Source organism: Streptomyces sp. NPDC029159, assembly GCF_055564055.1.
Genome location: NZ_JBVHWT010000004.1, coordinates 492,790 through 519,252 on the forward strand (window position 1 = coordinate 492,790; position 26,463 = coordinate 519,252).

At 71.7% G+C, this 26,463-nt stretch carries 24 protein-coding genes; 8 read left to right on the plus strand and 16 right to left on the minus strand.

The window, feature by feature from the left end; translation table 11 throughout:
- Positions 1-12: 12 nt before the first annotated feature.
- From ACZ4U4_RS11925 to hemL, 8 genes are all read right to left on the minus strand, one after another.
- A complete protein-coding gene (locus tag ACZ4U4_RS11925; protein WP_467871948.1) occupies positions 13-444 on the minus strand; it encodes a VOC family protein in 432 nt (143 codons plus the stop codon).
- Positions 445-547: 103 nt separating this feature from the next.
- A complete protein-coding gene (ccsB, locus tag ACZ4U4_RS11930; RefSeq protein WP_467871951.1) occupies positions 548-1,702 on the minus strand; it encodes a c-type cytochrome biogenesis protein CcsB in 1,155 nt (384 codons plus the stop codon).
- Positions 1,699-3,552 carry a cytochrome c biogenesis protein ResB gene (gene resB / locus ACZ4U4_RS11935; RefSeq protein ID WP_467871954.1) on the minus strand — a complete coding sequence of 618 codons (1,854 nt, stop codon included), beginning with the start codon at positions 3,550-3,552 and terminating at the stop codon, positions 1,699-1,701. Before resB ends, ccsB begins: the two co-directional genes overlap by 4 nt.
- Positions 3,553-3,556: 4 nt before the next feature.
- Entirely contained in the window at positions 3,557-4,315 is a 759-nt protein-coding gene (locus ACZ4U4_RS11940) for a cytochrome c biogenesis CcdA family protein (protein ID WP_467871957.1), read from the minus strand.
- 4 nt (positions 4,316-4,319) lie between these two features.
- A complete protein-coding gene (locus tag ACZ4U4_RS11945) occupies positions 4,320-4,931 on the minus strand; it encodes a TlpA family protein disulfide reductase (protein WP_467871960.1) in 612 nt (203 codons plus the stop codon).
- Positions 4,932-5,066: 135 nt separating this feature from the next.
- Entirely contained in the window at positions 5,067-6,284 is a 1,218-nt protein-coding gene (locus ACZ4U4_RS11950; RefSeq protein WP_467871962.1) for a polysaccharide deacetylase family protein, read from the minus strand.
- Between the two features lie 226 nt (positions 6,285-6,510).
- Positions 6,511-7,191, minus strand: a complete 681-nt coding sequence (locus tag ACZ4U4_RS11955) for a histidine phosphatase family protein (protein WP_467871965.1) — start codon at positions 7,189-7,191, stop codon at positions 6,511-6,513.
- 123 nt (positions 7,192-7,314) lie between these two features.
- Entirely contained in the window at positions 7,315-8,622 is a 1,308-nt protein-coding gene (gene hemL / locus ACZ4U4_RS11960) for a glutamate-1-semialdehyde 2,1-aminomutase (RefSeq protein ID WP_467871967.1), read from the minus strand.
- Positions 8,623-8,950: 328 nt separating this feature from the next.
- On the opposite strand from hemL, the gene ACZ4U4_RS11965 reads away from it, so the two are divergent.
- The 4 genes from ACZ4U4_RS11965 to ACZ4U4_RS11980 all read left to right on the plus strand — a co-directional run bounded on the left by ACZ4U4_RS11965 (position 8,951) and on the right by ACZ4U4_RS11980 (position 11,452).
- Positions 8,951-9,502, plus strand: coding sequence for a hypothetical protein (locus tag ACZ4U4_RS11965; RefSeq protein WP_078654258.1), 552 nt, complete (start codon positions 8,951-8,953; stop codon positions 9,500-9,502).
- 70 nt (positions 9,503-9,572) lie between these two features.
- The gene (locus ACZ4U4_RS11970; protein WP_467871970.1) at positions 9,573-9,908 is read left to right on the plus strand and encodes a YnfA family protein; all 336 of its coding nucleotides are present in this window, start codon (positions 9,573-9,575) and stop codon (positions 9,906-9,908) included.
- A gap of 209 nt (positions 9,909-10,117) precedes the next feature.
- Positions 10,118-10,882, plus strand: a complete 765-nt coding sequence (locus ACZ4U4_RS11975) for an SDR family oxidoreductase (protein WP_467871973.1) — start codon at positions 10,118-10,120, stop codon at positions 10,880-10,882.
- Between the two features lie 165 nt (positions 10,883-11,047).
- Positions 11,048-11,452 (plus strand): peptidoglycan-binding domain-containing protein, encoded by a 405-nt coding sequence (locus ACZ4U4_RS11980; RefSeq protein ID WP_467871976.1) that lies wholly within the window; start codon positions 11,048-11,050, stop codon positions 11,450-11,452.
- A gap of 61 nt (positions 11,453-11,513) precedes the next feature.
- Here the strand turns inward: ACZ4U4_RS11980 and ACZ4U4_RS11985 are convergent, their stop codons facing one another.
- The 4 genes from ACZ4U4_RS11985 to ACZ4U4_RS12000 all read right to left on the minus strand — a co-directional run bounded on the left by ACZ4U4_RS11985 (position 11,514) and on the right by ACZ4U4_RS12000 (position 14,844).
- Positions 11,514-12,266, minus strand: coding sequence for a PP2C family protein-serine/threonine phosphatase (locus ACZ4U4_RS11985; protein ID WP_467871978.1), 753 nt, complete (start codon positions 12,264-12,266; stop codon positions 11,514-11,516).
- A gap of 204 nt (positions 12,267-12,470) precedes the next feature.
- On the minus strand, positions 12,471-12,920 hold the full coding sequence (locus tag ACZ4U4_RS11990) for a hypothetical protein (protein ID WP_467871981.1): 450 nt from the start codon (positions 12,918-12,920) through the stop codon (positions 12,471-12,473).
- A gap of 125 nt (positions 12,921-13,045) precedes the next feature.
- On the minus strand, positions 13,046-13,450 hold the full coding sequence (locus tag ACZ4U4_RS11995) for a hypothetical protein (protein ID WP_467871983.1): 405 nt from the start codon (positions 13,448-13,450) through the stop codon (positions 13,046-13,048).
- Between the two features lie 200 nt (positions 13,451-13,650).
- Complete coding sequence (locus ACZ4U4_RS12000) at positions 13,651-14,844, minus strand: RtcB family protein (protein WP_467871985.1); 1,194 nt, start codon at positions 14,842-14,844, stop codon at positions 13,651-13,653.
- Positions 14,845-15,014: 170 nt separating this feature from the next.
- Between ACZ4U4_RS12000 and ACZ4U4_RS12005 the strand changes: the two genes are divergently transcribed.
- Positions 15,015-15,962 (plus strand): hypothetical protein, encoded by a 948-nt coding sequence (locus ACZ4U4_RS12005; RefSeq protein WP_467871988.1) that lies wholly within the window; start codon positions 15,015-15,017, stop codon positions 15,960-15,962.
- Between the two features lie 201 nt (positions 15,963-16,163).
- A complete protein-coding gene (locus ACZ4U4_RS12010) occupies positions 16,164-17,012 on the plus strand; it encodes a DUF3558 family protein (protein WP_467871991.1) in 849 nt (282 codons plus the stop codon).
- A 91-nt stretch (positions 17,013-17,103) separates the two neighbouring features.
- Here ACZ4U4_RS12010 and lysS read toward each other — a convergent pair whose 3' ends face one another.
- On the minus strand, positions 17,104-18,858 hold the full coding sequence (gene lysS / locus ACZ4U4_RS12015) for a lysine--tRNA ligase (RefSeq protein WP_467871994.1): 1,755 nt from the start codon (positions 18,856-18,858) through the stop codon (positions 17,104-17,106).
- Between the two features lie 178 nt (positions 18,859-19,036).
- On the opposite strand from lysS, the gene argS reads away from it, so the two are divergent.
- Positions 19,037-20,815, plus strand: coding sequence for an arginine--tRNA ligase (argS, locus tag ACZ4U4_RS12020; RefSeq protein ID WP_467871997.1), 1,779 nt, complete (start codon positions 19,037-19,039; stop codon positions 20,813-20,815).
- A gap of 83 nt (positions 20,816-20,898) precedes the next feature.
- Here the strand turns inward: argS and ACZ4U4_RS12025 are convergent, their stop codons facing one another.
- Positions 20,899-21,879, minus strand: a complete 981-nt coding sequence (locus ACZ4U4_RS12025) for a LysR family transcriptional regulator (RefSeq protein ID WP_467871999.1) — start codon at positions 21,877-21,879, stop codon at positions 20,899-20,901.
- Positions 21,880-21,949: 70 nt separating this feature from the next.
- Here ACZ4U4_RS12025 and ACZ4U4_RS12030 point away from each other — a divergent pair, with 70 nt between their 5' ends.
- Positions 21,950-23,110, plus strand: a complete 1,161-nt coding sequence (locus ACZ4U4_RS12030; protein WP_467872003.1) for a YeiH family protein — start codon at positions 21,950-21,952, stop codon at positions 23,108-23,110.
- Positions 23,111-23,164: 54 nt separating this feature from the next.
- Here ACZ4U4_RS12030 and ACZ4U4_RS12035 read toward each other — a convergent pair whose 3' ends face one another.
- Both ACZ4U4_RS12035 and ACZ4U4_RS12040 read right to left on the minus strand, forming a co-directional pair.
- Entirely contained in the window at positions 23,165-25,129 is a 1,965-nt protein-coding gene (locus ACZ4U4_RS12035; RefSeq protein ID WP_467872005.1) for an FAD/NAD(P)-binding protein, read from the minus strand.
- Between the two features lie 222 nt (positions 25,130-25,351).
- A complete protein-coding gene (locus ACZ4U4_RS12040; RefSeq protein WP_467872136.1) occupies positions 25,352-26,350 on the minus strand; it encodes an NAD(P)H-dependent flavin oxidoreductase in 999 nt (332 codons plus the stop codon).
- Positions 26,351-26,463: the final 113 nt, after the last annotated feature.

Sequence of the window (26,463 nt, forward strand, 5' to 3'; positions counted from 1 at the left end):
GTGCGCACCGGCTCAGGCCCCGAAATCCGGCAACGTCACCGACCCGTCCGCCGCCAGGGGGAAGCCCGGGTTGTGGGCGATTTCCCAGGGGTGGCCGTCCGGGTCGGTGAAGGTGCCGGAGTAGAAGCCGATCGGGTTGACCGCGGCGGGCTTGGTGATCGTGGCGCCGGCCCGTTCCGCCGCTGTCAGCAGGGCGTCGACCTCGGTGTCGGAGCGGACGTTGTGGGCCAGGGCGATGCCGCCGAAGGCGCCGGGCGTCCCGGGGGCCAGGCCGGCGTCCGCGGCCAGCTTCGCCCGGCTCCACAGGACCAGGCCGAGGCCGCCGGCCTGGAAGAACACGGTCTCCTCGACCTCTTGGCCGTGCCAGCCCAGGGCCTCGTAGAACCGTTTGGCGCGGGCGAGATCGGTGACGCCCAGCGTGATCAGGGTGATGCGCTGCTCCATGCGGACACCGTAGGCGGAGTGCCCGGGCCGCGCGCGGCCTTTCGGAAACGCCCGGAGGCGGCCCCGTGCCGGGACCGCCTCCGAAGGTGTGCGTACGGGTGGGTCAGACCCCGGCGTACGAGTGCAGGCCGGTGACGAAGATGTTCACGCCGTAGTAGTTGAAGAGGTAGCAGGCGAAGGCGATCAGGCCCAGCCAGGCGGCCTTGCGGCCCTTCCAGCCGGCGGTGGCGCGGGCGTGCAGGTAGGTGGCGTACGCGACCCAGGTGATGAAGGACCAGACCTCCTTGGGGTCCCAGCCCCAGTAGCGGCCCCAGGCGGCCTCGGCCCAGATGGCGCCCGCGATGATGGTGAACGTCCACAGCGGGAAGACCGTGGCGTTGACCCGGTAGGCGAACTTGTCGAGCGAGGCGGCGGCGGGCAGCCGGGACATCACGTCGTTGCCGGCGATCCGCACCCGCAGCCAGAACGTCGACTGCTCCTTGTCCTTGCCGGAGCGGCGCAGCGTGTCCAGCCGCTCGTGCAGCGCGGCGACCCGGCCGTCGGCGAGCCGGTCCTCGTAGCGGTCGCGGAAGAGGAAGAGCAGGGTGGCGACGGCGCCCATGTAGAGGACGGCGCCGGAGATGATGGCGCAGCTGACGTGGATCCACAGCCAGTACGAGTGGAGCGCCGGGACGAGCTGGTCACTGGCGGTGTAGAGGACGGAGACCGCGAGGCCGAGGTCGAGCAGGACGGTGGTGACCAGCGGCAGGCCGAGCCAGCGGACGTTCTTCTTGAGCACCAGCAGGATCAGGTACACGGAGACCGCGACGGCGGCGAACGTCGTCGAGAACTCGTACATGTTGCCCCAGGGGGCACGCTGCACCGACAGGGCGCGGGTGATCACGCCGCCGACGTGCAGCGCCCAGGCCAGCACCGTCAGGGAGATGGCGATCCGGCCGTAGAGGTCGCCCTGCTCGGTGCCGCCGGCCGCGCCGGGGCCGTCGGGGACGTCCCGGCTGCCGGGCGCGGAGCGGGCGTGGACCACGGGCCGGTCCAGCACCGCGGTGCCGCCCTTGGCCGAGGCGCGGACGGTGACGGTGGCGGGCTGCTCCGCCTCGGCGGTCAGCGCGGCGGCCGTGCGGCCGACCTTGCTGCGGCTGCCGAACACCCACTCGGCCATGTGCGCGAGGAAGGCCAGGGTGTAGACGGCCATCGCACCGTAGACCAGCAGATTGCTGTTGTGCGCCAGTGTCTCGTTGGCTGCGGCCGCGATGTTCACGCGCGCGCTCCTTCGGAGGGATCAGCGGGGTCGGCGGAGTCGGTGGGCTGCGCCGGGTCTTCGGGGCCTCGGGGGGCCTCCTCGTCGGGGGATGCCGGGGCCTTGCCGGGGGCCTCGTCCGCGGCGGGCGCCTCGTCCTCGGCCGGAGCGGCGTCCGGGTCCGGTGCGGCGTCCGGCTCCGCGTCCGGCGCGACCGGTGCGGCCGGGGTCAGGGCGGCGGCCAGGTCGGCCAGCTCCTCCGGGAGCCGGGCCGACTCGCTGCGGCCCAGACCGGCGATCTCGACGACGGTGGTGCCGTCCGGACCCGGCTCGGCGCGGACCCACACCCGGCGGCGCTGGACGAAGAGCGAGGCCGCCAGGCCCAGCAGCGCCGCCACCGCGCCGGTCAGCGCGAGACCGTTGCCCGGCTGGTGGGTGATCTTGAAGCTGGCCCAGGTCTTGACGCCGGTGAAGGTGATGGAGCCGTCGCCGTTCGGCAGCTTCATCGTCTCGCCCGGCAGCATCATCTTCGCGAGCTTGCGGTCCTTGACCGTGTACTGCTTGAGGTGCTTCTGGTCGAGCTGGTAGACGCTCTGCGAGAGCCCGGAGTCCAGCCCGAGGTCACCGTGGTACGCGGTGAGCGTGAGGACCGGGTAGTCCAGCGCCGGGAACGTCGAGAACATCGAGCCGGAGCCCTTGCCGCCGAAGGTCGGCACGAAGAAGCCCTGGAAGCCGAGCTGATTGCGCTTGCCGTCCTTGGTCTGCGCGCCGGGCACCTTCACCACACCGGTGGAGGTGAAGTTCTTCGGGTCCTGCGTCAGGAACGGCACCGCGCCGTCGTAGACGGTCTTGCCGCGGCCGTCCTTGACCTTCACCTGCGGCGCGTAGCCGTGGCTGAGGAGGTAGACCCGCGAGCCGGCGATGTCGAGCGGTTCGTTGACCTCGATCTTGGTGCGGTGCTCGGTGCCCTCCGCGCCGGTGTAGTACGTGACGTTGGCGCGGAAGGTCCGCGGCGTGCCGCGCTCCGGGCCGGTGCGCTCGTACGTCGCGTCGAAGCTGTTGAGGGTGAAGCCGAAGGGCTCCATCGCGTCCGGGTCGTAGAACGGGCCGGACTTGAAGTCGTCGTACTGCGTGAGGTTGTTGGCGAAGCCGTCGCCCTCGGTGACGAGCTTGCCGCCCTCGGACTTCCACAGGCTGCCGACGGCGAACGCCACCAGCATCACGATCAGCGCGACATGGAAGACGAGGTTGCCCAGCTCCCGCAGGTACCCCTTCTCGGACGCCACCGCCGTACCGGCCCGGTGGACCCGGAACCGCCGCTTCTTCAGCAGCCGCTGCGCCGCGTCGAGCACCGCCTCCGGCTCCGCCTCCGTACGCCAGGTCGCGTACGCGGGCAGCCGGGTCAGGCGGCGCGGCGCGGCCGGCGGGCGGCCACGGAGCTGGCCGACGAACTGCCAGGTGCGCGGCACGATGCAGCCGATGAGGGAGATGAAGAGCAGCAGGTAGATCGCGGAGAACCACACCGAGCTGTAGACGTGGAACATCCCGAGCTTGTCGTAGATGCCCGCGAGCGAGGGGTGGTCGGCCTTGAACGCGTCGACCTTGGTGGGGTCGATGGAGGTCTGCGGGATCAGCGAGCCGGGGATGGCGCCGATCGACAGCAGGAAGAGCAGCAGCAGCGCCACCCGCATCGAGGTGAGCTGGCGCCAGAACCACCGCACCCAGCCGATCGGGCCGAGCGAGGGGAAGCTGATCTCCTCCTTGGGGGCGGTGGAGAGCTGCGATCCGGCCGCGCCGAGGTCGGAGCCCGCGTCGCCGTCGCGCGGGGCGCCGGACTCCGCGTCGCGAGAGGTGTCGGTCGTGGTGGACATCGGTTCAGATCCCAACGGTGGAGCTTTGCGTCCAGCTCTGCAGCCCGGACATCATTCCGTCCCAGACGCCGGTGACCAGGAGGATGCCGAGCGCGACCATCATGCCGCCGCCGATCCGCATCACCCACACGTAGTGCCGCTTGACCCAGCCGAACGCGCCGAGCATCCGGCGGAACGCCAGCGCCACGGCGATGAACGGCAAGCCCAGGCCCAGGCAGTAGGCGACGGTGAGCAGCGCGCCGCGCGGGGCGCTCGCCTGGTTGAGCGCCAGGGTGTTGACGGCGGTGAGGGTGGGGCCCAGGCACGGCGTCCAGCCGACGCCGAAGAGCGCACCGAGCAGCGGCGCGCCGGCCAGCCCCATCGCGGGCTTCTTGTGGAAGCGCATCTCGCGCTGGCCGAACCGCTTGAGGACACCGGCGAAGGCCAGCCCGAGCAGGATCATCAGGGCGCCGAGGACCCGGGAGATGATCTCCTTGTTCTCCTGGAGCCGCTGCCCGAAGAAGCCGAAGAGCGCGCCGCCGGAGACGAAGACTGCGGTGAAGCCGAGGACGAAGAGCAGCGCCCCGGCGAACATCCGGCCGCGCTTGGCCTCCGCGAGGTCGGTGCCGGTGACGCCGGTGACGTACGACATGTAGCCCGGTACGAGCGGCAGCACGCAGGGCGAGAAGAAGGAGACCAGCCCGCCGAGGAGGGCGAGGGGGACCGCCGCCAGCAGGGCGCCGGTCATGACGGTGTCGTTGTACGCGGCGGCGAGCGTGATCACGGGATCACTTCTCGGCGATCAGCGGCTTGAGCATCGCGCGCAGATCGTCCTCGGCGAGCGGGCCGAGGGAGCGCGCGGCGATCTTCCCGTGCCGGTCGATGGCGATGGTCGACGGGATGGACTGCGGGTTGAGGCTGCCCTTGGGGAAGCGGAGCATCAGCTTGCCGGTCGGGTCGAAGAGACTCGGGTACGGCATCTTGTGCTGGTCCTCGAAGCTGGTCGCCTGCGTCTTGTTGTCGCGGGTGTTGATCCCGACGAACTGGACGCCCTGCTTCTCGGTGTCCTTGGCGACCTTCGCGAAGTTCGGCGCCTCCGCGATGCACGGGCCGCACCACGAGCCCCAGACGTTGAGGACGACGACCTTGCCCTTGTAGGAGGAGAGGTCGAGCTGCTTGCCGGTGGTGGTCTCGCCGGAGATGTCCGGCACCTTCTGCCGGTCGGCCGCGTCGACCCGGGCGATGCCGTTCTTGCCCTGGACGAACCGGGTCTGCGAGGAGCCGCCCGAGGTGCCCTCACCGCAGGCGCTCAGCGTCAGCGACGCGAGCGCCGTCCCCGCGGCGAGCAGGGTGAGGCGACGGCGGCCGGTGAGGCGGCGTGGGGCGCGGCAGGCACTCATGTGAAAAGTTTCGCATGGGCGGATTCCGGATCTTTGGCGCCCCCCTCACCGGACGGATCCCGCCACGAAAGGGCATGTCACGGCGTGTGCGCGGCCCGTCGGACGGGCCGCGCACGCACCGTTTCGGGCCGGCCGTCAGGCGGCGAGGTAGCTCTTCCAGCCGCCGGTGGGCCGCTGGCCGACCTGGAGCGCCTGGAGCTTGGCGAGGACCGCGGGGTCCTGGGCGTCGAGCCAGTCGGTGAACTGCCGGAAGGAGACCATCCGCACCTCCTTGTTCTGCTCGTTGGCGATGTGCTTGAGCGCCTCCTCGACGGCGTCCATGTAGAGGCCGCCGTTCCACTGCTCGAAGTGGTTGCCGATGAAGAACGGCGCCCGGTTGGTCTCGTACGCCCGCTGGAAGCCGGAGATGTACGAGTCGGTGGCCTGGCGGCGCCAGCCCGGGTAGTTGGCGGACGGGGCCCGGGTGGAGTTCTTCGACTGGTTGGCGAGGATGTTGTAGTCCATCGACAGCACCTCGAAGGTGTGGCCGGGGAACGGGATCTGCTGGAGCGGGTAGTCCCAGATGTTCCCCTTCTTACGGGGCCACATCTGGAGGCCGCCGGGTGAGCTGGCGTCGTAGCGCCAGCCGAGCTTCTCGGCGGTGGGCAGCAGGTTCTCCTGCCCCAGGAGGCAGGGGGTGCGGCCGCCGATCAGCTCCTTGCGGTAGTCGAAGGGGAGCGGCTCCAGGTCGGTGAAGCCGGTGTTCGTCCGCCACTTCGTCACGAAGTCGACGGCCTGGTCGATCTCGGAGCGCCACTGGTCGGGCGTCCACTTCTGCACGGTGCCGGACCCGGTGCAGAAGTGGCCGTTGAAGTGGGTGCCGATCTCGTGGCCGTCGAGCCACGCCTGCCGGACGTTCCGGAGGGTCGCCTTGATGTGCTCGTCGGTGAGGTAGCCGATGTCGGAGGCGCCGGGTGCGTTGTTGGGCGGGAGGTAGAGGTGCTTCTTGCTCTCCGGGAGGAGGTAGAGCCCGGAGAGGAAGAAGGTCATGGCGGCGCCGTGGTCCCGGGCGAGTTGCAGGAAGCGGGGGAAGAGGCCGTTGCCGATCTCGCCCGCGCCGTCCCAGGAGAAGATCACGAACTGTGGTGGTGTCTGGCCCGGTTCCAATCGTTCCGGGGCCTTGGGTTGGTTGGGCTGGCGTCCGTAGTCGGCGGTCGAGCCGTCGCCGATGAGTTTGGGCCGCGCCTGGATCGCGTTCTTCGCCCGTTGTTTGTCGGAGGCGGTGTCCGTGCCGGTCGAGCAGCCGGCGACGCCCAGCGCCGCAGCCGCCCCGATACCCATTCCCAGCAGGTTCCGCCGACTGATTGCGCGCATAACGTCGTCCCCATCCGTGCTCGCTGATTCCGATTTCCATATAAATGGACAATCGGTTAGATGGCCCGACGAACAAGGGGGTTCCGTGCTATTCGGTTATATCTCATGACTTTTGGCACATCCGGCGAGTCATCCTTGACAAGCCGTCAGCCCGTCCGGGGATTCGACCCCAGGAACGGCGACGGGGCGGCCCCCGGCGGGACCGCCCCGAGCACCTCCACTCAGCTCACGCGCCGAACGCCTTGCCCTTCCCCTTGACCGGCTTGGCGCCCGCCAGCAGGTGAGACGGGACGAGGTCCCGCGCCGGTTCGCTGTAACCCACGGAAATCATCTTGTCGCCCTGGAACGTGAAGGACGTCAGGGACGCCAGCGTGCACTGCCGCTTGCGCGGGTCGTGCCACAGCCGCCGCCGCTCCGCGAAGCTGCGCACGATCCAGATCGGCAGCTGATGGCTGACCGCCACCGCCTCGTGCCCGCGCGCCGCGTCCCGCGCCGCACCGAGCGCCGCCATCATCCGGACGACCTGCTCGATGTACGGCTCGCCCCAGGACGGGCGGAACGGGTTCGTCAGGTACTTCCAGTTGCCCGGCTTCTTCAGCGCGCCGTCGCCGACACCGAACGTCTTCCCCTCGAAGACGTTGGCCGCCTCGATCAGCCGCTCGTCGGTCGCCGTCTCCAGCCCCAGCGCCGCCGAGATCGGCGCCGCCGTCTCCTGCGCACGCTCCAGCGGCGAGGCGACGACATGCGTGATGTCGCGGTCCGCCAGATGCTCGGCGACCCGGTCGGCCATCTTCCGGCCCAGATCCGAGAGGTGGTACCCGGGACGCCGCCCGTAGAGCACCCCCTCCGGGTTGTGCACCTCGCCGTGCCGCATCAGATGCACAACGGTGAAGTCTTCGCTGCTCATGTCACCCATTCATTCAATCGTCGGTCCGTGGAGCCGTAGGGCCGTGCATGCAGGGAGGCACAGCCCCGCCGGGGGCGTGCGGCCGACCGGTACGCGCCGGCCGGCCGCACGTCACGCTCCGGCTCAGGCGGTCGCCTCGGCGGCGGCACGGGCCGCGGCGGGCAGCGCGGCGGCGATCCGCTCCACCGCGGCGGCGTCGTGCGCGGTCGACACGAACCAGGACTCGAACGCGGACGGCGGGAGGTAGACGCCCTGGGAGAGCATCGAGTGGAAGAACGCGGTGAAGCGGAACGAGTCCTGCGCCTTCGCCTCGTCGTAGTTGGTCACCTCGGTGTCCGTGAAGAACACCGAGAACATGTTGCCCGCCACCGAGACGTGGTGGGCCACACCCTCCTTGGTCAGCGCCGCACCGACCAGCGCCCGCACCTCGGCGGAGACCGCGTCGACCTTCTCGTACGCCGCATCGTCCAGCAGCCGCAGCTGCGCGACGCCCGCCGCGGTCGCGATCGGGTTACCGGACAGGGTCCCTGCCTGATAGACCGGACCGACCGGTGCCAGGTGCGCCATCACCTCGGCGCGCCCGCCGAACGCCGCCGCCGGGAAGCCGCCGCCCATCACCTTGCCGAACGTCATCAGGTCCGGGGTGACCCCGTCGATGCCGTACCAACCGGCCTTCGAGACGCGGAAGCCGGTCATCACCTCGTCGGAGATGTAGAGCGCGCCGTTGTCCGCGCAGAGGTCCTTCAGACCCTGGTTGAAGCCGGGCAGCGGCGGGACGACGCCCATGTTGCCCGCGGACGCCTCGGTGATCACACAGGCGATCTCGCCCGGGTAGGCCGCGAACGCCGCCCGGACCGCCTCGATGTCGTTGTACGGCAGCACGAGCGTGTCGCCCGCCTGCGCCCCCGTCACGCCCGGGGTGTCCGGCAGACCGAAGGTCGCCACGCCCGAACCGGCCGCGGCCAGCAGCGCGTCCACATGGCCGTGGTAGCAGCCGGCGAACTTCACGACCTTGGCCCGGCCGGTGTAGCCGCGCGCCAGCCGGATCGCGGACATCGTCGCCTCGGTGCCGGACGACACCAGCCGCACCTGCTCGACGGGGGCGATCCGGGCGACGATCTCCTCCGCCAGCTCCACCTCACCGGCGCCGGGCGTACCGAACGACGTACCGCGCGCGACCGCCTCCTGGACCGCCGCGATCACCTCGGGGTGGGAATGTCCGAGGATCATCGGTCCCCACGAGCACACGAGGTCGACGTACTCGCGGCCGTCGGCGTCCGTCAGATACGGGCCGGTACCGGACACCATGAACCGGGGCGTACCGCCCACGGCCCGGAACGCCCGCACCGGCGAATTCACGCCACCGGGCGTCACCTGGGACGCACGGTCGAACAGCGACTGCGAAACAGGGGCTTCATAAGGAAAAGTCACAGCGATCCTGACCTGCCTATACGGGGTGGGGAAGGGCGGCGCCACACGGACACGGCCCGGCTGACAACGGTGCGGGAGACCCTGGCGCACGACCGGTACGGCCCTCGCCGTCCCCTGCCGATCCCTTCGGAATCCTCCCGTTCCCGGCCGGGCGTCAGCCCCCGCGCGTCTGCAAAACTGGGGCATCGTACGAATGGGTCACGCCATCCATGGTCTCAGAGGCGCGCGGGGGCGTGCGGCGGGGCGGTTTCGCGCGCCCGCGACGGGGGAGATTCTGAGACGATGATCGGGTTGCGCGGCTGAGGCCGCGAGTGGTCGGGTGGGAGATATGCATCGCGGTGGCGGACTGGGCGAGGGGACCGATGACCGGGGTCCTGAGCGCGCCCAGCGCGGCCGCCACCGGCGCGACGGGATCAAGGGTGGGGACAGCAGAGGCGGCCGCATGGGGGTGACGTACAAGTACTTCGGCGCGCCCAACGGCGCCACCGCTGCCCGCGTGCCGATCTCGATGCGTCCCGAGGAGCTCGGCGGTGACGAGCTGGGCATGGGCGGCATGTTCACCAAGATCAAGCCGGAGACCATGGCCGCCATGGTCCTCACCGGCATCGAGGGCGTCCCGCTCCACAAGGTCCCGCCGCTCGAACTCGTCGTCCTCCACCCCGACTACGCGGTGGTCAAGCTGCCGATGACGGTCGTCGACCCGCTGCGCGGCATCGGCGAGGAGTCCGTCGGCGCCGCCGCGTTCATATGGTCCACCGTCCCCGACCGCGGCGGCCCGCGCGACGCCTACACCGTCTACCAGCTGCTCCACGAGTGGCAGGACTTCAGCCACCGCCTCCACGAGGCGGGCCACCAGGCGTACTGCCTGGTGTGGCCGTGATCCCGCGGCGGCCGTAGCCGCAGGGCCCGCCCGTCCCGGCCGGTGCGGGGCGGCTTCTACGCTGGTGCGCATGGTGATCGCCCGTTCCGTGCTGCTGTTCGTCCTCGCCGCGTTCTTCGAGATCGGCGGGGCGTGGCTCGTCTGGCAGGGCGTGCGGGAGCACAAGGGCTGGCTGTGGATCGGCGCGGGCGTCATCGCGCTGGGGATCTACGGTTTCGCCGCCACCTTGCAGCCCGATGCCGAGTTCGGCCGGATCCTGGCCGCGTACGGCGGGGTCTTCGTGGCGGGCTCGCTCGCCTGGGGCATGGTCGCCGACGGCTACCGCCCCGACCGCTGGGACGTCACCGGCGCCCTCATCTGCCTGGCCGGCATGGCCGTGATCATGTACGCGCCCCGGGGCCGCTGACCTCGTCGGAAGGCACCGCGCACCCGGGCCCGGACGGAAGCCCGCCGTCGGCCCAACACCCCTCCCCGGCAGGCCCGGTGACCGGCCGCCGGTCGCGTCTCACCCCTCGACCGGGATCCCCGGGCGCAAGATCGCCGTGCCTATCCTGGACCACCCACCGTGCACCCGTCGTCGCCACGGGTGCGGCCGTCCCGTCCCGAGGAGTGCCCATGACCGCCGAGGAGCGCGCCGTCGGCGCCCGTACCGCCGTCGTCACCGGAGCCAGCAGCGGGATCGGCGCCGCGACCGCGCGGCAGCTGGCCGGCGCCGGGTACCGCGTGGTGCTCACCGCGCGCCGCCGGGACCGCATCGAGCAGCTGGCCGCCGCGCTGCCGAACGCCGAGGCGTACGTCCTCGACGTCACCGACCGCGCCGCCGTCGACGCGTTCGCCGCCTCCCTCGACCGCTGCGACGTCCTCGTCAACAACGCCGGGGGCGCGCTCGGCGCCGACCCGGTGGCCACCGGCGATCCGGCCGAGTGGCGCGCCATGTACGAGGTCAACGTCCTCGGCACGCTCCACATCACCCAGGCGCTGCTGCCCGCGCTCACCGCGTCCGGCGACGGCACCGTCGTGGTCGTGTCGTCCACCGCCGGGCACGGTACGTACGAGGGCGGCGGCGGGTACGTCGCCGCCAAGCACGGGGAGCACGTCCTCGCCGAGACGCTCCGGCTGGAGCTGTGCGGTCAGCCCGTCCGGGTCATCGAGATCGCGCCCGGCATGGTGAAGACCGAGGAGTTCGCCACCACCCGGTTCCGCGGGGACGCCGCGAAGGCGGCGAAGGTCTACGAGGGCGTGGCCGAGCCGCTCGACGCCGGCGACATCGCCGAGACGATCGCCTGGGCCGTCTCGCGCCCGCCGCACGTCAACATCGACCTGCTGGTGGTCCGCCCGCGCGCCCAGGCGTCCAACTCGAAGGTCCACCGCACCTCCTGAGGCCACGGCGGGGTGCCGTTCGGCGCACCGCCGGGAGGGCTTCCGGGGCCGCCGCGGCGGCTGCTCACACCGTCCGCACATCACCCACAGAAAGATCACCATGAAGATCAACATCTTGGCCCATCGGGCCACATGGAATGCGCGTCGCGGGGAACGGGGACAGGCGTGAGTACCTTCCGTATCCCCCTCCCCCGTATCCGCCGCTCCGGCCGCGCCCTCAAGCGCGCCGCCGTGCTGACCGTCGCCGCGGGCGCGCTGACCACCGGCCTCTCCGCCGGCCCGGCCTTCGCCGCCATGGGCGACAACCTCGTGGACGGTCCTGCCGCCTGCGCGTTCTACGAAGGCCGCCAGACCACCTCCTTCGGTGATCAGGGCGACCGCGTCTCGCAGATCCAGTGCCTGCTCGCCAACCGCAAGTACCTGGGCTGGAACCGCCTCAGCGGGACGTTCGACGCCCCCACCCTCGTGGCCATCGTCAACTTCCAGCGGAACTACGGTCTGGTGCCGGACGGCGCCGTGACCCCCGAGACCTGGAACGCGCTGTACCACGCCGGTACCGTCGGCGCCTGACCTTCCCCGTCCCACCCGTGAGGGCCGTCCCCGGACGGCCCTCACGGGTGTCCGGGGACGTTCAGTCCAGGCCGCCGATGCCGACCAGCGCCAGGGTGATGTTGTCCGGCCCGCCCGCCTCGATCGCGGCCTTCCACAGCGCGAACGCGGCCTTGCTGTTGTCGTCCGGGTACCGGCGCAGCACGTCGTCGACCTCCTCCTCCGGTACGGGGTCGGTGAGGCCGTCGGTGCAGATCAGGTACCGCGCGTCCGGGGTGTGCGGGACGGTGGTGACATGCGGGACGACGGGGGTGAAGTGCAGCCCGCCGCCCAGGGACTGGGTGAGGAGCGAGGTGGTGCGGCGTCCCTGGGTGAGCGGCGGGTTGTCGTCCACGCTCAGCCGCCGCGCGCCGTCCGGGCCGGCGTCGATCACCCGGCTGTCGCCGACGTTGAAGGTGAGGACGGAGTCGGCCAGGGCGACCACCCCGGCGACGGTGGTGCCCATGGTGGCCAGGGCGCGGTTGCGGTCGGCGGCGTCGTAGACCGCGCGGTTGCAGACGGCGAGCGCGTCGCGCAGCGCCTCCTCGGAATGCAACGAGGCGCCCGCCAGGGAGAGCTGGCGGACGGTCAGCTCGCTGGCGACCTCACCGCCCGGCTGGCCGCCGATCCCGTCGGCGACCGCCACGACCAGCGGGTGGCCGAGCGGGAAGACCAGGGTCTGCGGGTTCTCGGTGACGGTGCCGCAGAGCGTCCAGGGGCCGGCCACCAGGCTGTCCTCGTTCTGCTCGCGGACCAGCCCCGTGTGGCTGAGCGCGGTCACGGTGACGTACCGCATCGGCACACTCCCCGCCGCCCGCCCCCGTCCGGGCCGTCTCGACGTCGGCTGCTGCCCCGAGACGCGCCTGCCGCACGCCTCCCCTCCATTGTGTGCCCGGGTCCGGTGCCCGCGCCCGGTGGGACGGGGCGGGTACAGGGCGGGGCGGGGCTGCGGGAATTCGCCCGGCCGAAAAAGCGTGGAGGATTTCCCGGATGCAGCGGGTCAGGGCGCGGGGCACGGCGCCGGCGTCACCGGCGGAACGGGGTCGAGAAAGAAACGGCCGTCGCTCTTCTCGACGTCCCATGTCAGGCAGAGGTGCGGTGCACTCAGCTGCACCTGCTTCCCGCTCGCCCGGGAAACCGTAATCTTTCCGGATTCCCCGGAATCCTTCACCTTGGCGACCAGGTTTTTCGCGTATGCGTCCGCGCCGTCGCCGTTGACATAGCGGGCCAGGCTTTCCGCATCGCCCTTGTGCAGATTCTCCGCCACGCCGGAGGCGAGTTTCTCGTACGAGGCGGCTCCGGGATCGGGCTCCTTCGCGATACCCACGACCACGACGGCGATCCACGCCGCGAACACGGCGAGGCCGAGCGGGAGGAGGAGGCGGCTGCTTTTTCGCTTGGCCCCTCGGGGCTGCGTCGTCGGCGTCGCGCTCTTCCGGGCTGTCAGCATCTGCCCTCCTCGTGTCACCTGCTCCGGGCGCCTGCGGCGCGTGGGCGGGGTCCGCCCGGCGGTGGCTGCGGCCCACCCACCGCCGGGCAAGACTACCGGATCACATTCCGCCTGGAATCACCGGATTATTTGTGAATCTTGATGCACGCCTTGGTGCCCGGGTACTTGCTCCAGTAACCGCACATCACGGTGTTGTTCGGGAAGCTCTTGTTGATGGTTTTGGTGACTTTCTTGTTCTCGACACGGCGGGCGCTGACGGTCGCACCCGTCCACTTCCATTTCCCCGCGGTGACAACCGGCTTGTCCTTCCAGGCGCGGTTGTTCGACTTCTTGTCGAGGGTGAATGTGTTGACCTTGAGCTTGGTCCCCTTGACGTCGAGGCAGACGGAACCCGAGCCGTCGGTGGAACCGGCATTGCCGGTGCACCCCTTCGCCGAGGCGGCGGCCGGTGAGGTGGCCAGCGCCAGCAGCGAAACACAGCCCACCATGACGCTCGCCGCGTACCGCGTACGCCGTATCCGGTCTGTCATTACTTCTCCCCTGAGTGGTGCGTTCCCTCGTTACGGGCAGCACGACGCCACGTCAGCCGCCGGGAATCCCCCACGGACTGACGTGGCGCCAGTTGCCCTTACCACTCTTCTACTACACAGGCGTAGAGGAACGCCTCCGATTCCCCGCGGAACGCCGCACCCCGGCGCCCCGGGGCGGCGCCCACGGGCGAAGCGGCCGCTCACCCCTTCACACAGACGACCTGCTTCAGCTTCGCGACCACCTGCACCAGATCCCGCTGCTGCTCGATGACCTGGCCGATCGGCTTGTACGCACCCGGGATCTCGTCCACGACGCCGGAGTCCTTACGGCACTCCACGCCCGCCGTCTGCTGCTCCAGGTCCTTCGTCGAGAAGCGCTTCTTCGCGGCGTTCCGGCTCATCCGGCGGCCGGCGCCGTGGGAGGCGGAGTGGAAGGACTTCTCGTTGCCCAGCCCGCGGACGATGTAGGACTCGGTGCCCATGGAGCCGGGGATGATGCCCCACTCCCCGCCCCGGGCGCTGATCGCTCCCTTACGGGTCACCAGCAGGTCAAGACCCTCGTACCGCTCCTCGCTGACGTAGTTGTGGTGGCAGCTGATCACCGGCTCGAAGACCGGGCGGGCCTTGCGGAACTCCTTGCGGATGACGTCCTGGAAGAGGGCCATCATCACGGCGCGGTTGCGCTTGGCGTACTCCTGGGCCCAGAAGAGGTCGTGGCGGTACGCGGCCATCTGCGGGGTGTCGGCGATGAAGACGGCGAGGTCGCGGTCGACGAGGCCGCGGTTGTGCGGGAGCTGCTGGGCCTGGCCGATGTGGAAGTCGGCCAGCTCCTTGCCGATGTTGCGGGAGCCGGAGTGGAGCATCAGCCAGACGGCGCCGTCCTCGTCGAGGCAGCACTCGATGAAGTGGTTGCCGGAGCCGAGGGAGCCCATCTGCTTGGTGGCGCGGTCCTGGCGGAAGTGGACGGCCTCGGCGACGCCGTCGAAGCGGGCCCAGAAGTCGTCCCACCCGGCGGTGGGGTAGCCGTGCAGGGCGCCGGGGTCGACCGGGTCGTCGTGCATCCCGCGGCCGACGGGGATGGCCTGCTCGATCCGGGAGCGCAGGTGGGAGAGGTCGTCGGGCAGGTCGGCGGCGGTGAGGGAGGTCTTGACGGCGGACATGCCGCAGCCGATGTCGACGCCGACGGCGGCGGGGCAGACCGCGCCGTGCATGGCGATCACCGAGCCGACGGTGGCGCCCTTGCCGTAGTGGACGTCGGGCATCACGGCGAGGCCCTTGATCCACGGCAGGGTGGCGACGTTGCGGAGCTGCTGCATCGCGACGTCCTCGACGGTGGACGGGTCCGCCCACATCCGGATCGGCACCTGTGCACCGGGCAGCTCGGTGTACGACATACCTTCCTCATTCCCCCGAAAAGTCATAGAACGCAAAACGCGGACCATCCATGTGATGCTGGACGGTCGACCGGCGTGTGCGGCGAGACGTGCGGTAGACATTGTGTCCATCGCCCGCCTCCCGGCGGCAACCGGATTTCCCGGGTACTCGCAGGAAGGAGCCCCGGACGATGCAGCGCAGGTCGTTCGTCCCCACTGCCGCGTTGGCGGCCGCCGCGGCGCTGACCGTCGGCCTCGCCGGCTGCTCGGGCGGCTCCTCCGCCACGGGCGGCGGCGACGCCAAGGGCGGTGAACCGGCGCTGGCGCAGTCCGGCGAGCCGGGCCGCTACTCCTCGCTCCCGGACGCGTGCCGACTGCCCTCCGGGTCGACCGTGCGCGCCATGCTCCCCGGCGACGGCAAGCACCTCTCCGGCGACGAGGCCGCGCAGGTCTACCGCGGGCAGGCCGACGTCACGTACGACACCGACCGCCGTGTGGGCTGCCGCTGGAAGCGGGAGACCACCGCCGGCACCCGGCATCTGACGCTCGACATCCAGCGGGTCGTCTCGTACGACACGAAGATCAGCGACGACGACCGGGCGCGGGAGATCTACGGGCAGCAGGCGCAGGCCGCGGGCGTGCCGCAGGAGGGTACGGAGTCCGCGCCGCCGAGCGACGGGCCGAGCGCCTCCGCCAAGCCCGGCAAGGACGCGAAGCCCGGCAAGGACGGGAAGGAAGGCAAGGACGCCAAGGGCGGTGCCGGGGACGCCGAGGCGCGGCAGGCGGCGGGCGACGGCGCGGACGCGCTCACCGCGGACGGTGGCAAGGGCAAGAGCGGCGAGGGCAAGGACGGCGGCAAGGGCGGCAAGGCCGGTGCGCCGAGCGGTGCGCCGTCGACCGGGACCAGCGCGCACGCCCTGGACGACCTCGGCGACGCCGGATTCCTCCAGGACGCGCTGGCCACGGCGGACTCCGGGGTGCACCGCGACATCACTGTGGTGTTTCGCACGTCGAACGTGGTCGTGACGGTCACCTACGACCAGTGGTCGACCGACAAGACGCGGGTGCCGGAAAGCCAGGAACTGCAGGACAAGGCGCATGCGCTGGCCGAGGAGCTGGCCGACTCCCTCAGCGAGTAATGCGCTCTTCGTCGCAAATGATCCTTCTGTCGGGTTGTCGGCGAACAGTCCGTTTCAGCCGGTGATCTCCGGGGCGAATCGTCCGCGCGCCGCGTAGGGTCTGACGCCGTACGCCTGGTCCGGGCCCCCGTCGGTGCCGTACGTTCCGGCGCACCGGAACGGCCCTGAGGTGCCGGAACAACGACGAACAGCGAAGGAACCATGCACCGTTCATCCAAGCGACTCGCCAGCATTCTCGCCTGCGCGGCCGTACCGGTGATGCTCGTCGCCGGTTGCTCCGACTCCGGCTCGAAGGACGCCGCCGACGCCTCGGACCCGGCGGCCCCCGCCTCCTCCGCCGCGAAGCCGTCGCCGAGCCTGGCCCCGGCGAAGTACGCGAAGCTGCCCGACCCGTGCACGGTGTTCTCCAACGGCACGCTCAAGCAGCTGCTGCCCAAGCCGAAGAGCGACGCCGGTGAGAAGGGCAAGACCTCCGACCCGAACGCCAGCGCCACCTGCTCCTGGTACAGCTCGAAGTCCGAGGGCGTGGACGGCAGCCAGTTCCGCTGGCTGGACGTCAGCTTCAAGCGGTACGACTCCGAGGCGGCGGTGAACGCCACCGGCGAGAAGCGCGCCGAGGAGTTCTACGCGAAGCAGGTCGACCTGGCGAAGGCCACCAAGGACGCCACGAAGGTGAAGTCCGGCGCGGTCGACGGCGTGGGCGACGCGGCGACCTGGGTCACGTACAACATGAAGAGCAAGGGCAACGACTACCGCAACCAGACGGTCGTGGTCCGGGCCGACAACATCGTGGTGACGCTGAACTACAACGGCGCGGGTCTCGCCGGCGGCGACACCCCCGACAGCAGCGATCTGCTGAAGGACGCCGAGAAGGCCGTGAAGGAGGCCGTCGAGGCGGCCACCGGCAAGCCCGCCGCCCCCGGCGCCTCGCAGAGCGCCTCCGGCAAGGCGACCGACGAGGCCAAGAAGGACGACAAGAAGGACGACAAGTCCGACGCGAAGGACGGCAAGGACGGCAAGGACTCCGACGCCAAGGACTCCAAGAGCTGATGCCGCGCGGCTGATCCCGTACGCGACTGCGCCCGCCACCCCCGAGGGGATGGCGGGCGCAGTCGTGTGCGCTGCCGCGGACGGCCCGGCGTCAGCCGCCCAGCAGGGTGCGGACGCGGTCGGCGCCGACCGCGAGCAGCAGGGTGGGCAGCCGCGGGCCGGTGTCCTTGGAGACCAGCAGGTGGTACAGGAGCGCGAAGAACGTCCGCTGGGCGACCTTGATCTCCGGCGGCAGCTCCTTCGGCGTGGCATCCGCCGGGAACCCGGCCTGGACCTTCGGCACGCCGTACACGAGGTGCGTCAGGCCGTCCAGCGACCAGTGGTCGTCGAGCCCGTCGAGCAGCAGCCGCAGCGAGGCGCGCGCCTCGTCGTCCAGCGAGCCCAGCAGCTCGGTGTCCGGCTCGGCGCGGACGACGGTGCGCTGGTCGGCCGGGACCTGGCTGGTGATCCAGTGCTCGGCGCGGTCGAGGCGCGGCCGGACCTCGTCGAGTGAGGTGACCGGGTTGGCCGGGTCCAGGTCGCTGAGGATGCGGCGGGTCTGCTCGTCGTGCCCGGCGGTGATGTCGGCGACCGAGGCGAGCGTGCGGTACGGCAGCGGGCGCGGCGTCTTCGGCAGCTCACCGGCGGCGGTGCCGACGGCGCGGGCGTAGGCGGCGGCGTCCGCGGGGAGCGCGGAGCCGTCGGCGACCTTCGCGCCGAGGCGGTCCCACTCGTCGTACAGCCGCTGGATCTCCTGGTCGAAGGCGATCTTGAACGACTGGTTGGGACGGCGGCGGGCGTAGAGCCAGCGCAGCAGCTGCGGCTCCATGATCTTCAGCGCGTCGCCCGGGGTCGGCACGCCGCCCTTCGACGACGACATCTTGGCCATGCCGCTGATGCCGACGAAGGCGTACATCGGGCCGATCGGCTGCGCGCCGTCGAAGATCCCGACGATCTGGCCGCCGACCTGGAACGACGAGCCCGGCGAGGAGTGGTCGACGCCGCTCGGCTCGAAGATCACGCCCTCGTAGGCCCAGCGCATCGGCCAGTCGACCTTCCAGACCAGCTTGCCGCGGTTGAACTCGCTGAGCTTGACCGTTTCGCCATGGCCGCAGGCGCAGGTGTAGGTCAGCTCGGTGGTGGCGTCGTCGTAGGCGGTGACGGTGGTGAGGTCCTTGCCGCACGCGCCGCAGTACGGCTTGTACGGGAAGTAGCCCGCGCCGCCGGCGCTGCCGTCGTCCTCACCGGCGGCGCCGGAGCCCTCGGCCGCCTCCAGCTCCGCCTCGTCGACGGGCTTCTGCGACTTCTTGGCGGGCGCCTTCTTGGTGCGGTACTGCGCCAGGATCGCGTCGATGTCGCCGCGGTGCTTCATCGCGTGCAGGATCTGCTCGCGGTAGACGCCCGAGGTGTACTGCGCGGTCTGGCTGATGCCGTCGTACGCCACGCCCAGCTCGGCGAGGGCGGCGGTCATCGCGGCCTTGAAGTGCTCGGCCCAGTTCGGGAACGCCGAGCCCTTCGGCGCCGGGACGGAGGTCAGCGGCTTGCCGATGTGCTCGGCCCAGGACTCGTCGACGCCGTCGACGCCCGCGGGGACCTTGCGGTAGCGGTCGTAGTCGTCCCAGGAGATCAGGTGCCGCACCTGGTGGCCGCGGCGGCGGATCTCGTCGGCGACCAGGTGCGGGGTCATGACCTCGCGGAGGTTGCCGAGGTGGATCGGGCCGGAGGGCGAGAGGCCGGAGGCGACGACGACCGGTTTGCCAGGCGCGCGACGCTCCGACTCGGCGATGACCTCATCCGCGTAACGGGAGACCCAGTCGGCTGTCTCGGTGCTCTGAGCCACGGTCGGCCCTTCCTTTTCTGCGCTCACGGCGCTCTCCGCGCAGTGCACTGCGCTTGATCGCTCACGGTTGCTGAGACGGGCATACGCCCGGCGCTCCCATTCTCCCAGACGAAAAAACCGATGGAACCGTCGTGGAATACTGACGGCAAACCCTTACCTCGCACATCAACTTTTCTGATCGCCTCCAACGGAACGGCAGCACTCCATGGCTTCGGTCCCCTCCCTCGCAGCTACGGTCCACCAGCGCGTCGCGGACGCCCTCTCGGCAGCTCTGCCGGAGGCCGGCGCCGCCGACCCGCTGCTGCGACGAAGCGACCGGGCCGACTTCCAGGCCAACGGCATGCTGGCGCTCGCCAAGAAGCTGAAGGGCAACCCCCGGGAGCTGGCCGGGAAGGTCGTCGCGGGCATCTCCGCGCCCGAGCTGATCCAGGACATCGAGGTCTCCGGCCCCGGCTTCCTCAACATCACCCTCAGCGACGAGGCGATCGTCAAGACGCTGGCCGCCCGCGCCGCCGACGACCGGCTGGGCGTCCCGTACGCCGCGCAGCCCGGCACGACGGTGATCGACTACGCGCAGCCGAACGTCGCCAAGGAGATGCACGTCGGCCACCTGCGCTCCGCGGTGATCGGCGACGCCGTCGTGCAGATCCTGGAGTTCACCGGCGAGAAGGTGGTCCGCCGCCACCACATCGGCGACTGGGGCACCCAGTTCGGCATGCTCATCCAGTACCTCATCGAGCACCCGCAGGAGCTGGACCACCAGAGCGGCGAGAAGCTGGAGGAGGCGTCGCAGCAGGCCGGTGAGGCGGCGATGTCCAACCTCAACCGCCTCTACAAGGCGTCCCGGGCGCTCTTCGACTCCGACGAGGAGTTCAAGGACCGGGCCCGCCGCCGGGTCGTCGACCTCCAGGCGGGCGACGAGGAGACCCTCGCGCTGTGGCAGAAGTTCGTGGACGAGTCGAAGGTCTACTTCTACTCCGTCTTCAACAAGCTCGACATGGAGATCCACGACGCCGACGTGGTCGGTGAGTCGGGCTACAACGCCATGCTCACCGAGACCTGCCGCCTGCTGGAGGAGTCGGGCGTCGCGGTCCGCTCCAACGGCGCGCTCTGCGTCTTCTTCGACGACGTCAAGGGCCCGGACGGCAACCCGACCCCGCTGATCGTCCAGAAGTCCGACGGCGGCTTCGGCTACGCCGCCACCGACCTCTCCGCCATCCGCGACCGCGTCGGCAACCTCGACGCGAACACCCTGCTGTACGTCGTCGACGCCCGGCAGTCGCTGCACTTCAAGATGGTCTTCGAGACGGCGCGCCGGGCGGGCTGGCTGAAGGACGGCACCACCGCCCAGCAGCTGGCGTTCGGCACGGTCCTCGGCGCGGACGGCAAGCCGTTCAAGACCCGTGCGGGCGAGACGGTGCGGCTGGTCGACCTCCTCGACGAGGCGATCGACCGGGCGGCGTCCGTGGTGCGCGAGAAGGCCCAGGACCTGACCGAGGCGGAGATCACCGAGCGCGGTACGCAGGTCGGCATCGGCGCGGTGAAGTACGCGGACCTGTCGACGTCCGCCAACCGCGACTACAAGTTCGACCTGGACCAGATGGTCTCGCTGCACGGCGACACCTCGGTCTACATCCAGTACGCGCACGCCCGGATCAAGTCGATCCTGCGCAAGGCGGGCGACGCGCAGCCGGTCGCCCACCCGGAGCTGGGGCTGGCCCCGGCGGAGCGGGCGCTCGGGCTGCACCTGGACCAGTTCGCGGAGACGGTCGCGGACGCCGCCGCCGAGTACGCGCCGCACAAGGTGACCGCGTACCTCTACCAGCTCGCGTCGCTCTACACGACCTTCTACGACCAGTGCCCGGTCCTGAAGGCCGAGATGCCCGAGCAGGTCGAGAACCGCCTCTTCCTCTGCGATCTGACCGCCCGCACCCTCCACCAGGGCATGGCGCTGCTGGGCATCCGCACCCCCGAGCGCCTCTGATCCCCCCGCGCCCGCCCGGGCGCACCGTACGGCCCCGGCTTCCCGCCGGGGCCGTACGCGTATCGGGGGCCGTGGCCCGTTGATCAGCCCGCCGCCGCCTCCGCCTTCGTACGGGCCGGGCGGCGGGTGCGCCCCTGGGCCGGGCGGCCCCAACTCGACTGGAGGGCGCAGTTGGTGAGGTCGGCGGCGGGGCCGGAGAGCTGGGAGCCGGCGCGCCAGATGGCCCGCAGCCGGCGGCGCAGATCGACGTCCGCGACGGCGACCTCGCGCAGCCGCCCGCCCCGGATGTCGTCGCTGATCGCGAACCGGCTGAGCACGCCGACGCCCTGCCCGGTCAGCACCGCGGTGCGGATCGCGGCGGTCGAGGCCAGTTCGAGGCGGGGCGCGGCGGCACCCTCCGCACCGGCGCGGGCGAGGGCGTGGTCGAGGGTGTCGCGGGTGCCGGAGCCCTTCTCGCGGGCGATGAGCGGAGTGGCGGCGAGTTCGGCGACGGTCAGCGGGCGGCGCCGCCGCGACCAGGGGTGGCCCGGCGCCACCACGATGACGAGGTCGTCGACGGCGACGACCCGGGCGTGCAGCCCGCTCGTGGTCCGCGGGCCCTCGATGAACCCGAGGTCGGCGGCGCCGTGCAGCACGTCCTGGGCCGCCTGCTCGGAGTTGCACATCCGCAGCGCCACGCCCGTCTCCGGCGAGCGCAGCCGCAGATCGGCGAGCCACCGGGGCAGCAGATACTCGGCGACGGTCAGGCTCGCCGACACGCTCAGCTGGGAGTCGTGGTTGCGGCGGAGCGCGGCGACGCCGGTCTCCAACTGGTCCGAGGCGCCGATGACTTCGCGCGCCCAGTCGGCGACCGCGACGCCTTCGTCGGTGAGCCGGCAGCCGCGCGGGGAGCGGACGACCAGGGTCAGGCCGAGATGTCGCTCCAGCCGTTTGATGCGGTTGGTGACCGAGGGCTGCGCGACCTGCAGGGCCCGCGCGGCGCCACCGATGCTGCCCTGGTCGACGACCGCGAGCAGCATCTCCAGCGACCGCAGATCCGTCCTCATAGCGTATTGGCCGTCCATAGCACAAGTCTATGGGTGCATAGGGGGTTGGTGGCTACCGCGAACTGTCCCTCGATCGGACGATCGGGACATGCCCTCCATTGACGGGACCGCCCGCCCCGACCGCCGCAGCGACCCGGAACCGGCCGCCACCCCCCACCTCCGCACCGCCGGGGACGCCCCCGCGCAGCCCCCCGCGGACGCCCCCGGGGAGAGCGCCGCGCCGCCGTCCGCCGGCTCGCCCGCACCCGGCGACGGCGGCACCGGCCCCGGCTGGCTCGCCCACCACGGCCCCGGTCTCGCCGTGGTCGTCGTCGGCGTCGCCGTCTCGTACGGGCTCAACCGCCTCGTCCCGGCGGTCAGCGCCCTGACGATCGCGGTGCTGCTCGGCGCGCTGGCCCGGAACACCGGGCTGCTCGGCGACCGCGTGCTGCCCGGCGCGAAGCTTGCCACGAAGAAGCTGCTGCGCACCGGCGTCGTCCTGCTGGGACTCCAGCTCGCCCTCTCCCAGGTGCTCCACCTCGACCCCGGGGTGCTGCTGGTGGTCGCGGTGACCGTCGCCGGAACGTTCGCCGGGACGATGTGGCTGGGCCGCCGGATGGGCATCCGCCCCGGCACCACCCTCCTCGTCGCCACCGGCTTCTCCATCTGCGGCGCCTCGGCCGCCGCGGCGATGGACGCGGTCAGCGACAGCGACGAGGAGGACCTCGCCACCGGCGTCGCGCTGGTCACGATCTTCGGCAGCCTGGCGATCGTCCTGCTCCCGCTGCTCCAGCACCCGCTGGGCCTGTCCGACACCTCCTTCGGCGTCTGGTCCGGCGCCAGCGTCCACGAGGTCGCGCAGGTCGTCGCCACCGCCTCGGTCGCCGGCCCCGCCGCCCTCGCCGTCGCCACCGTCGTCAAGCTGACCCGCGTCGTCCTGCTGGCCCCGCTCATCGCCGGCTACAGCATCGTCCGCCGCCGCAAGGGCGCCGCCGACGCCACCGGCAAGCGCCCGCCGCTGGTCCCGCTCTTCGTCCTCGGCTTCATCGCGATGGTCGCGGTCCGCAGCTCCGGCGTACTGCCCGCCCCCGTCCTGACCGCCGCCCAGACACTGACCACCCTCCTGCTGGCGGGCGCACTCTTCGGGCTCGGCACGTCGGTGCACCTGATGTCGCTGGTGCGGACGGGGGCACGCCCGGTCGCCCTCGGCGCAGGCTCCACGGTGCTCGCGGGGGCACTTTCTCTGGCAGGGATCCTGGCCTTCACCTGACGTACGCGGACGAGCGCGCCGCCCCGGGACCGTCCGGGGCGGCGCGCCGTCGTCTCACGCGCGGGCCGTCAGCTCCCGCCGCCGCTCCCCGTCGGACGTGCGGAGTGCGGCGAGCACCGCCCGCGCCACCGCGTCCGCGTCGCCGAGGATGACGGAGTCGACGCCGGGGCGGACGCCCGCCGCCGTCGCCCAGTGGACGCCCTCGGTGGGGACGCCGAACGCGTAGAGGTCCGGGTGCGGGGTGCCGGTGGCGTCGACGACGCGGTAGGGCGGGCCGGTGACCTCCAGGGCGCCGGTGGTGTGGACGGCGTCGCCGTGGCGCAGGGTGTGCAGCCGGGCCAGGCCGTCGGTGAGGAGCTGGCCGGCCAGCGGGTCGTCGGTGTGCGCGATACCGGCCGGGGGCAGCCGCGCCTCGATCAGGACGCGGGCCGTGCGGCGGCTGCCGGGCAGGCACGGGGCGTGGCCGGTGAAGTGGCCGTCCGGGTGTGCCTCGACGGTGAAGCCGGGGCCGCCGATGGTGACGATGCCCGCCTTCATCAGCGCGATCAGCTCCTCGATCCGGCGGGCGGGCGGCCCGATGGAGACGAAGGCGTTGAGCGGGGTGTAGTGGCCGTCGAGGGCGTCGCGGTGCGAGTCGGGCAGGATCCCGCCGTGGTCGACGACCTGCCGGACCTCGTTGCGCAGATCCCGCAGCGCGTCCAGCGCCGCCTTGCGCGGATTGCGGACGTTGCCGCCGACGGCGTCCCGGACGTCCTGCGCCAGATGGTCCAGCAGCCAGGCGGAGAACGCGCCGTGGTCGGCGAACGTGACGTCGCGGTACGGGGTGCGGACGTCCTCCCAGTCCCAGTGGTCGTCCGCGCTGAACCCGAGGGCGGCGAGAGCCCGCGCCTTGTCCGCGGGGTCGCCCGCCAGCGCGGCGAGCAGCGCCTCATCGGGGTCGGGCCCGGGGCGCTCCGCCTCGCCCGTGCCCGTCCGCGTCCCGGCCCACCGGGCCCGTTCCTCCCGCAGCGCCCGGTAGTAGACGTACTCGACCTCCTGGCAGACCAGCGGCCACACGTCGCGGTCGAAGTCGAGCCCGCCGTCGGCCGCGCGCCGCCGCAGGCCGGATATCACCCCGGGCGTGAGGAAGCGCGGCAGATGGCGGCCGGTGACGCCCTTCTGGTTGTGGCCGCGGGCGTGGTACGGGATGCCGCGGCGGGAGCCGGCGTGCAGATACGGTTCGGCGCCGGACGGCAGGTACTTCAGGCCGTCACCGGTCGCCACGTAGCGGCCGCCGCGCCCGGTGGTGAGCAGCGCGAGGTAGTCGAAGAAGTTCAGGCCGAGACCGGTGACGAGGACGCCCTCGCCCGGTTCGATGTCCCGCAGGTCGACATCGGCGGGGTTGGCCATCGGGTAGTAACGCAGCCCGTGGCGGGCGGCGAAGTCGCGCAGCTCGCGCTCGCGGGGGCCGGGCGCGCCCGGCAGATGCCCCAGCGTCAGCACGCACTGGTCGGCGCTGATCCGCCCGCTGTCGGAGGTCTCCAGGACCAGCCGCCCGTCCGGTCCGCGGGTGATCGCCCGGACGCGGGTGTGCCGGGGCACCAGGTGGACGGTGGCGGGCAGCCGGGCCGAGACGTGTTCCAGCACCCACTGGAGGTAGCGGCCGTACAGCGCCCGGGTCGGGTAGTCGTCCGGGCCGAGCCGGGCCGCCTCCGCCTCCAGGTGCGGGGCGGTGGTGCGCAGTTGGGCGAGGTGGACGGCGTTGCGGGCCCACTCGTACAGGCTCGGGCCGGGGACGACCGGGCCCGCGCAGCTGACGCTGTCGTCGGTGAAGAGGGTCACCTGGGAGGCGACGGTGTTCATCAGCAGTTCGGGCGACTGTTCCGGCCGCCAGACCCGGCCGGAGCCGAGGGCGTGGGAGTCGATGAGGTGGACGGTGAGGTGCTCGGTGGCGTCGTGCCGGGCGTTCTCCGCGAGTCTCTCCAGGACGGACAGGCCCCGCGGGCCGAGCCCGACGACGGCGACGGTTCGGCTCGTCATTTCCGCTTCTCCGATCGGACGGTTCACATCGGACGGTTCACATCGGACGGATCACACGGTGCGAACGGCCCACGTGGTGGCTGTGAGGACGTGGTACCGGTGGTGCGTGTCGTGCTGTCGTGCCGGTGGTGCGTGCGGTGCCTGTCGTACGAACGGTGCGCCCGGTGGCCCGCGGGCCGGTGGTGCGGCCCGCGGGGCGGGCGAGCGGGGCCGGAGGGGCGGTCAGCGGTCCCGGTGCAGGGCGGCGGAGGCTTCGGCCCACAGCCGCTCGGTCAGCTCCCCGGCCGGAACGCGCTCCGCCTTGCGGTAGTTGACGCCCGCCCACAGGCTCAGACCGTGGGCGTCGCCGGCGGCAGCGGCGGCGGCCCGCAGCGGCTTGGTGAGCTGGTTGACGAGCGGGTAGGCGACCGGCGCGGCGGCGTCGTGCTCCTCGATGAAGCGGTTGCGCAGCCCGCGCGCGTAGCGGCCGGAGAACGCCCGGGTGACGACCGTGGTGTCGAACTCCGGCCGGGTCAGCGCCTCCTGGTACGCCGGGGCGGTACCCGCCTCCGGGGTCCGCAGATACGCGGTGCCCAGCTGCGCGGCCACCGCCCCGGCGTTCAGGACGCCCGCGATGTCCGCGCCGGTCGCCAGTCCGCCGGCGGCGATCAGCGGCAGCCGGGTGCCCGCCGCGACGGCCGCCAGCAGCTCGGCCAGCGGGGTCGGGTCGGGCTCGGCGTACGGGTCGAAGGTGCCGCGGTGCCCGCCCGCCTCCGGGCCCTGCACACAGAGCGCGTCGACGCCCAGCGCCTCGGCCTCGCGCGCCTCGGCGACCGTGGTGGCCGTCGCGACCACCCGGCTGCCCGCCCGCTGCAGCGCCTCGACGGTCTCCGCGGGCGGCGCGCCGAAGGTGAACGACACGACCGGGACCGGGTCCTGGGTCAGCAGCGCGATCTTCTCGTCCCAGGAGTCGGTGTCGCCCTGGTCGGGCTCGGGCAGGGCCACCGCCCGGCGCTCGGCGTCCGCGGTCAGCTCCGCGCGGTAGGGCGCGACGGTGTCGGGGTGCGGGACCTCCTGCGGGACGAAGACGTTCACCCCGAACGGGGCGTCGGTCCCCGCCCGCACCCCGGCGATCTGCTCGGCGAGCTGCGCGGGCGTCTTGTACCCGGCGGCGAGGGTGCCGAGGCCACCGGCCCGGCCGACGGCGACCGCCAGCGCGACGGAGCCCGGGCCCCCGGCCATCGGGGCCTGCACGATCGGGATACGCAGGTGGGAGAGGTCGAACACGGTGGCTCCTTCGGTGCGGGGAGGGTGGGGGACGAGGAGCGGGGAGCCGACGCCTGTGGCGGACGGCG

Bases quoted from the DNA above. Each gene is read 5' to 3' on its own strand.
- ACZ4U4_RS11925 (WP_467871948.1), bottom strand. From the start codon at position 444: ATGGAGCAGCGCATCACCCTGATCACGCTGGGCGTCACCGATCTCGCC.
- resB (WP_467871954.1), bottom strand. From the start codon at position 3,552: ATGTCCACCACGACCGACACCTCTCGCGACGCGGAGTCCGGCGCCCCG.
- ACZ4U4_RS11945 (WP_467871960.1), bottom strand. From the start codon at position 4,931: ATGAGTGCCTGCCGCGCCCCACGCCGCCTCACCGGCCGCCGTCGCCTC.
- ACZ4U4_RS11950 (WP_467871962.1), bottom strand. From the start codon at position 6,284: ATGCGCGCAATCAGTCGGCGGAACCTGCTGGGAATGGGTATCGGGGCG.
- ACZ4U4_RS11955 (WP_467871965.1), bottom strand. From the start codon at position 7,191: ATGAGCAGCGAAGACTTCACCGTTGTGCATCTGATGCGGCACGGCGAG.
- ACZ4U4_RS11965 (WP_078654258.1), top strand. From the start codon at position 8,951: ATGCATCGCGGTGGCGGACTGGGCGAGGGGACCGATGACCGGGGTCCT.
- ACZ4U4_RS11970 (WP_467871970.1), top strand. From the start codon at position 9,573: ATGGTGATCGCCCGTTCCGTGCTGCTGTTCGTCCTCGCCGCGTTCTTC.
- ACZ4U4_RS11975 (WP_467871973.1), top strand. From the start codon at position 10,118: ATGACCGCCGAGGAGCGCGCCGTCGGCGCCCGTACCGCCGTCGTCACC.
- ACZ4U4_RS11985 (WP_467871978.1), bottom strand. From the start codon at position 12,266: ATGCGGTACGTCACCGTGACCGCGCTCAGCCACACGGGGCTGGTCCGC.
- ACZ4U4_RS11990 (WP_467871981.1), bottom strand. From the start codon at position 12,920: ATGCTGACAGCCCGGAAGAGCGCGACGCCGACGACGCAGCCCCGAGGG.
- ACZ4U4_RS11995 (WP_467871983.1), bottom strand. From the start codon at position 13,450: ATGACAGACCGGATACGGCGTACGCGGTACGCGGCGAGCGTCATGGTG.
- ACZ4U4_RS12000 (WP_467871985.1), bottom strand. From the start codon at position 14,844: ATGTCGTACACCGAGCTGCCCGGTGCACAGGTGCCGATCCGGATGTGG.
- ACZ4U4_RS12005 (WP_467871988.1), top strand. From the start codon at position 15,015: ATGCAGCGCAGGTCGTTCGTCCCCACTGCCGCGTTGGCGGCCGCCGCG.
- ACZ4U4_RS12010 (WP_467871991.1), top strand. From the start codon at position 16,164: ATGCACCGTTCATCCAAGCGACTCGCCAGCATTCTCGCCTGCGCGGCC.
- argS (WP_467871997.1), top strand. From the start codon at position 19,037: ATGGCTTCGGTCCCCTCCCTCGCAGCTACGGTCCACCAGCGCGTCGCG.
- ACZ4U4_RS12025 (WP_467871999.1), bottom strand. From the start codon at position 21,879: ATGGACGGCCAATACGCTATGAGGACGGATCTGCGGTCGCTGGAGATG.
- ACZ4U4_RS12030 (WP_467872003.1), top strand. From the start codon at position 21,950: ATGCCCTCCATTGACGGGACCGCCCGCCCCGACCGCCGCAGCGACCCG.
- ACZ4U4_RS12035 (WP_467872005.1), bottom strand. From the start codon at position 25,129: ATGACGAGCCGAACCGTCGCCGTCGTCGGGCTCGGCCCGCGGGGCCTG.
- ACZ4U4_RS12040 (WP_467872136.1), bottom strand. From the start codon at position 26,350: ATGGCCGGGGGCCCGGGCTCCGTCGCGCTGGCGGTCGCCGTCGGCCGG.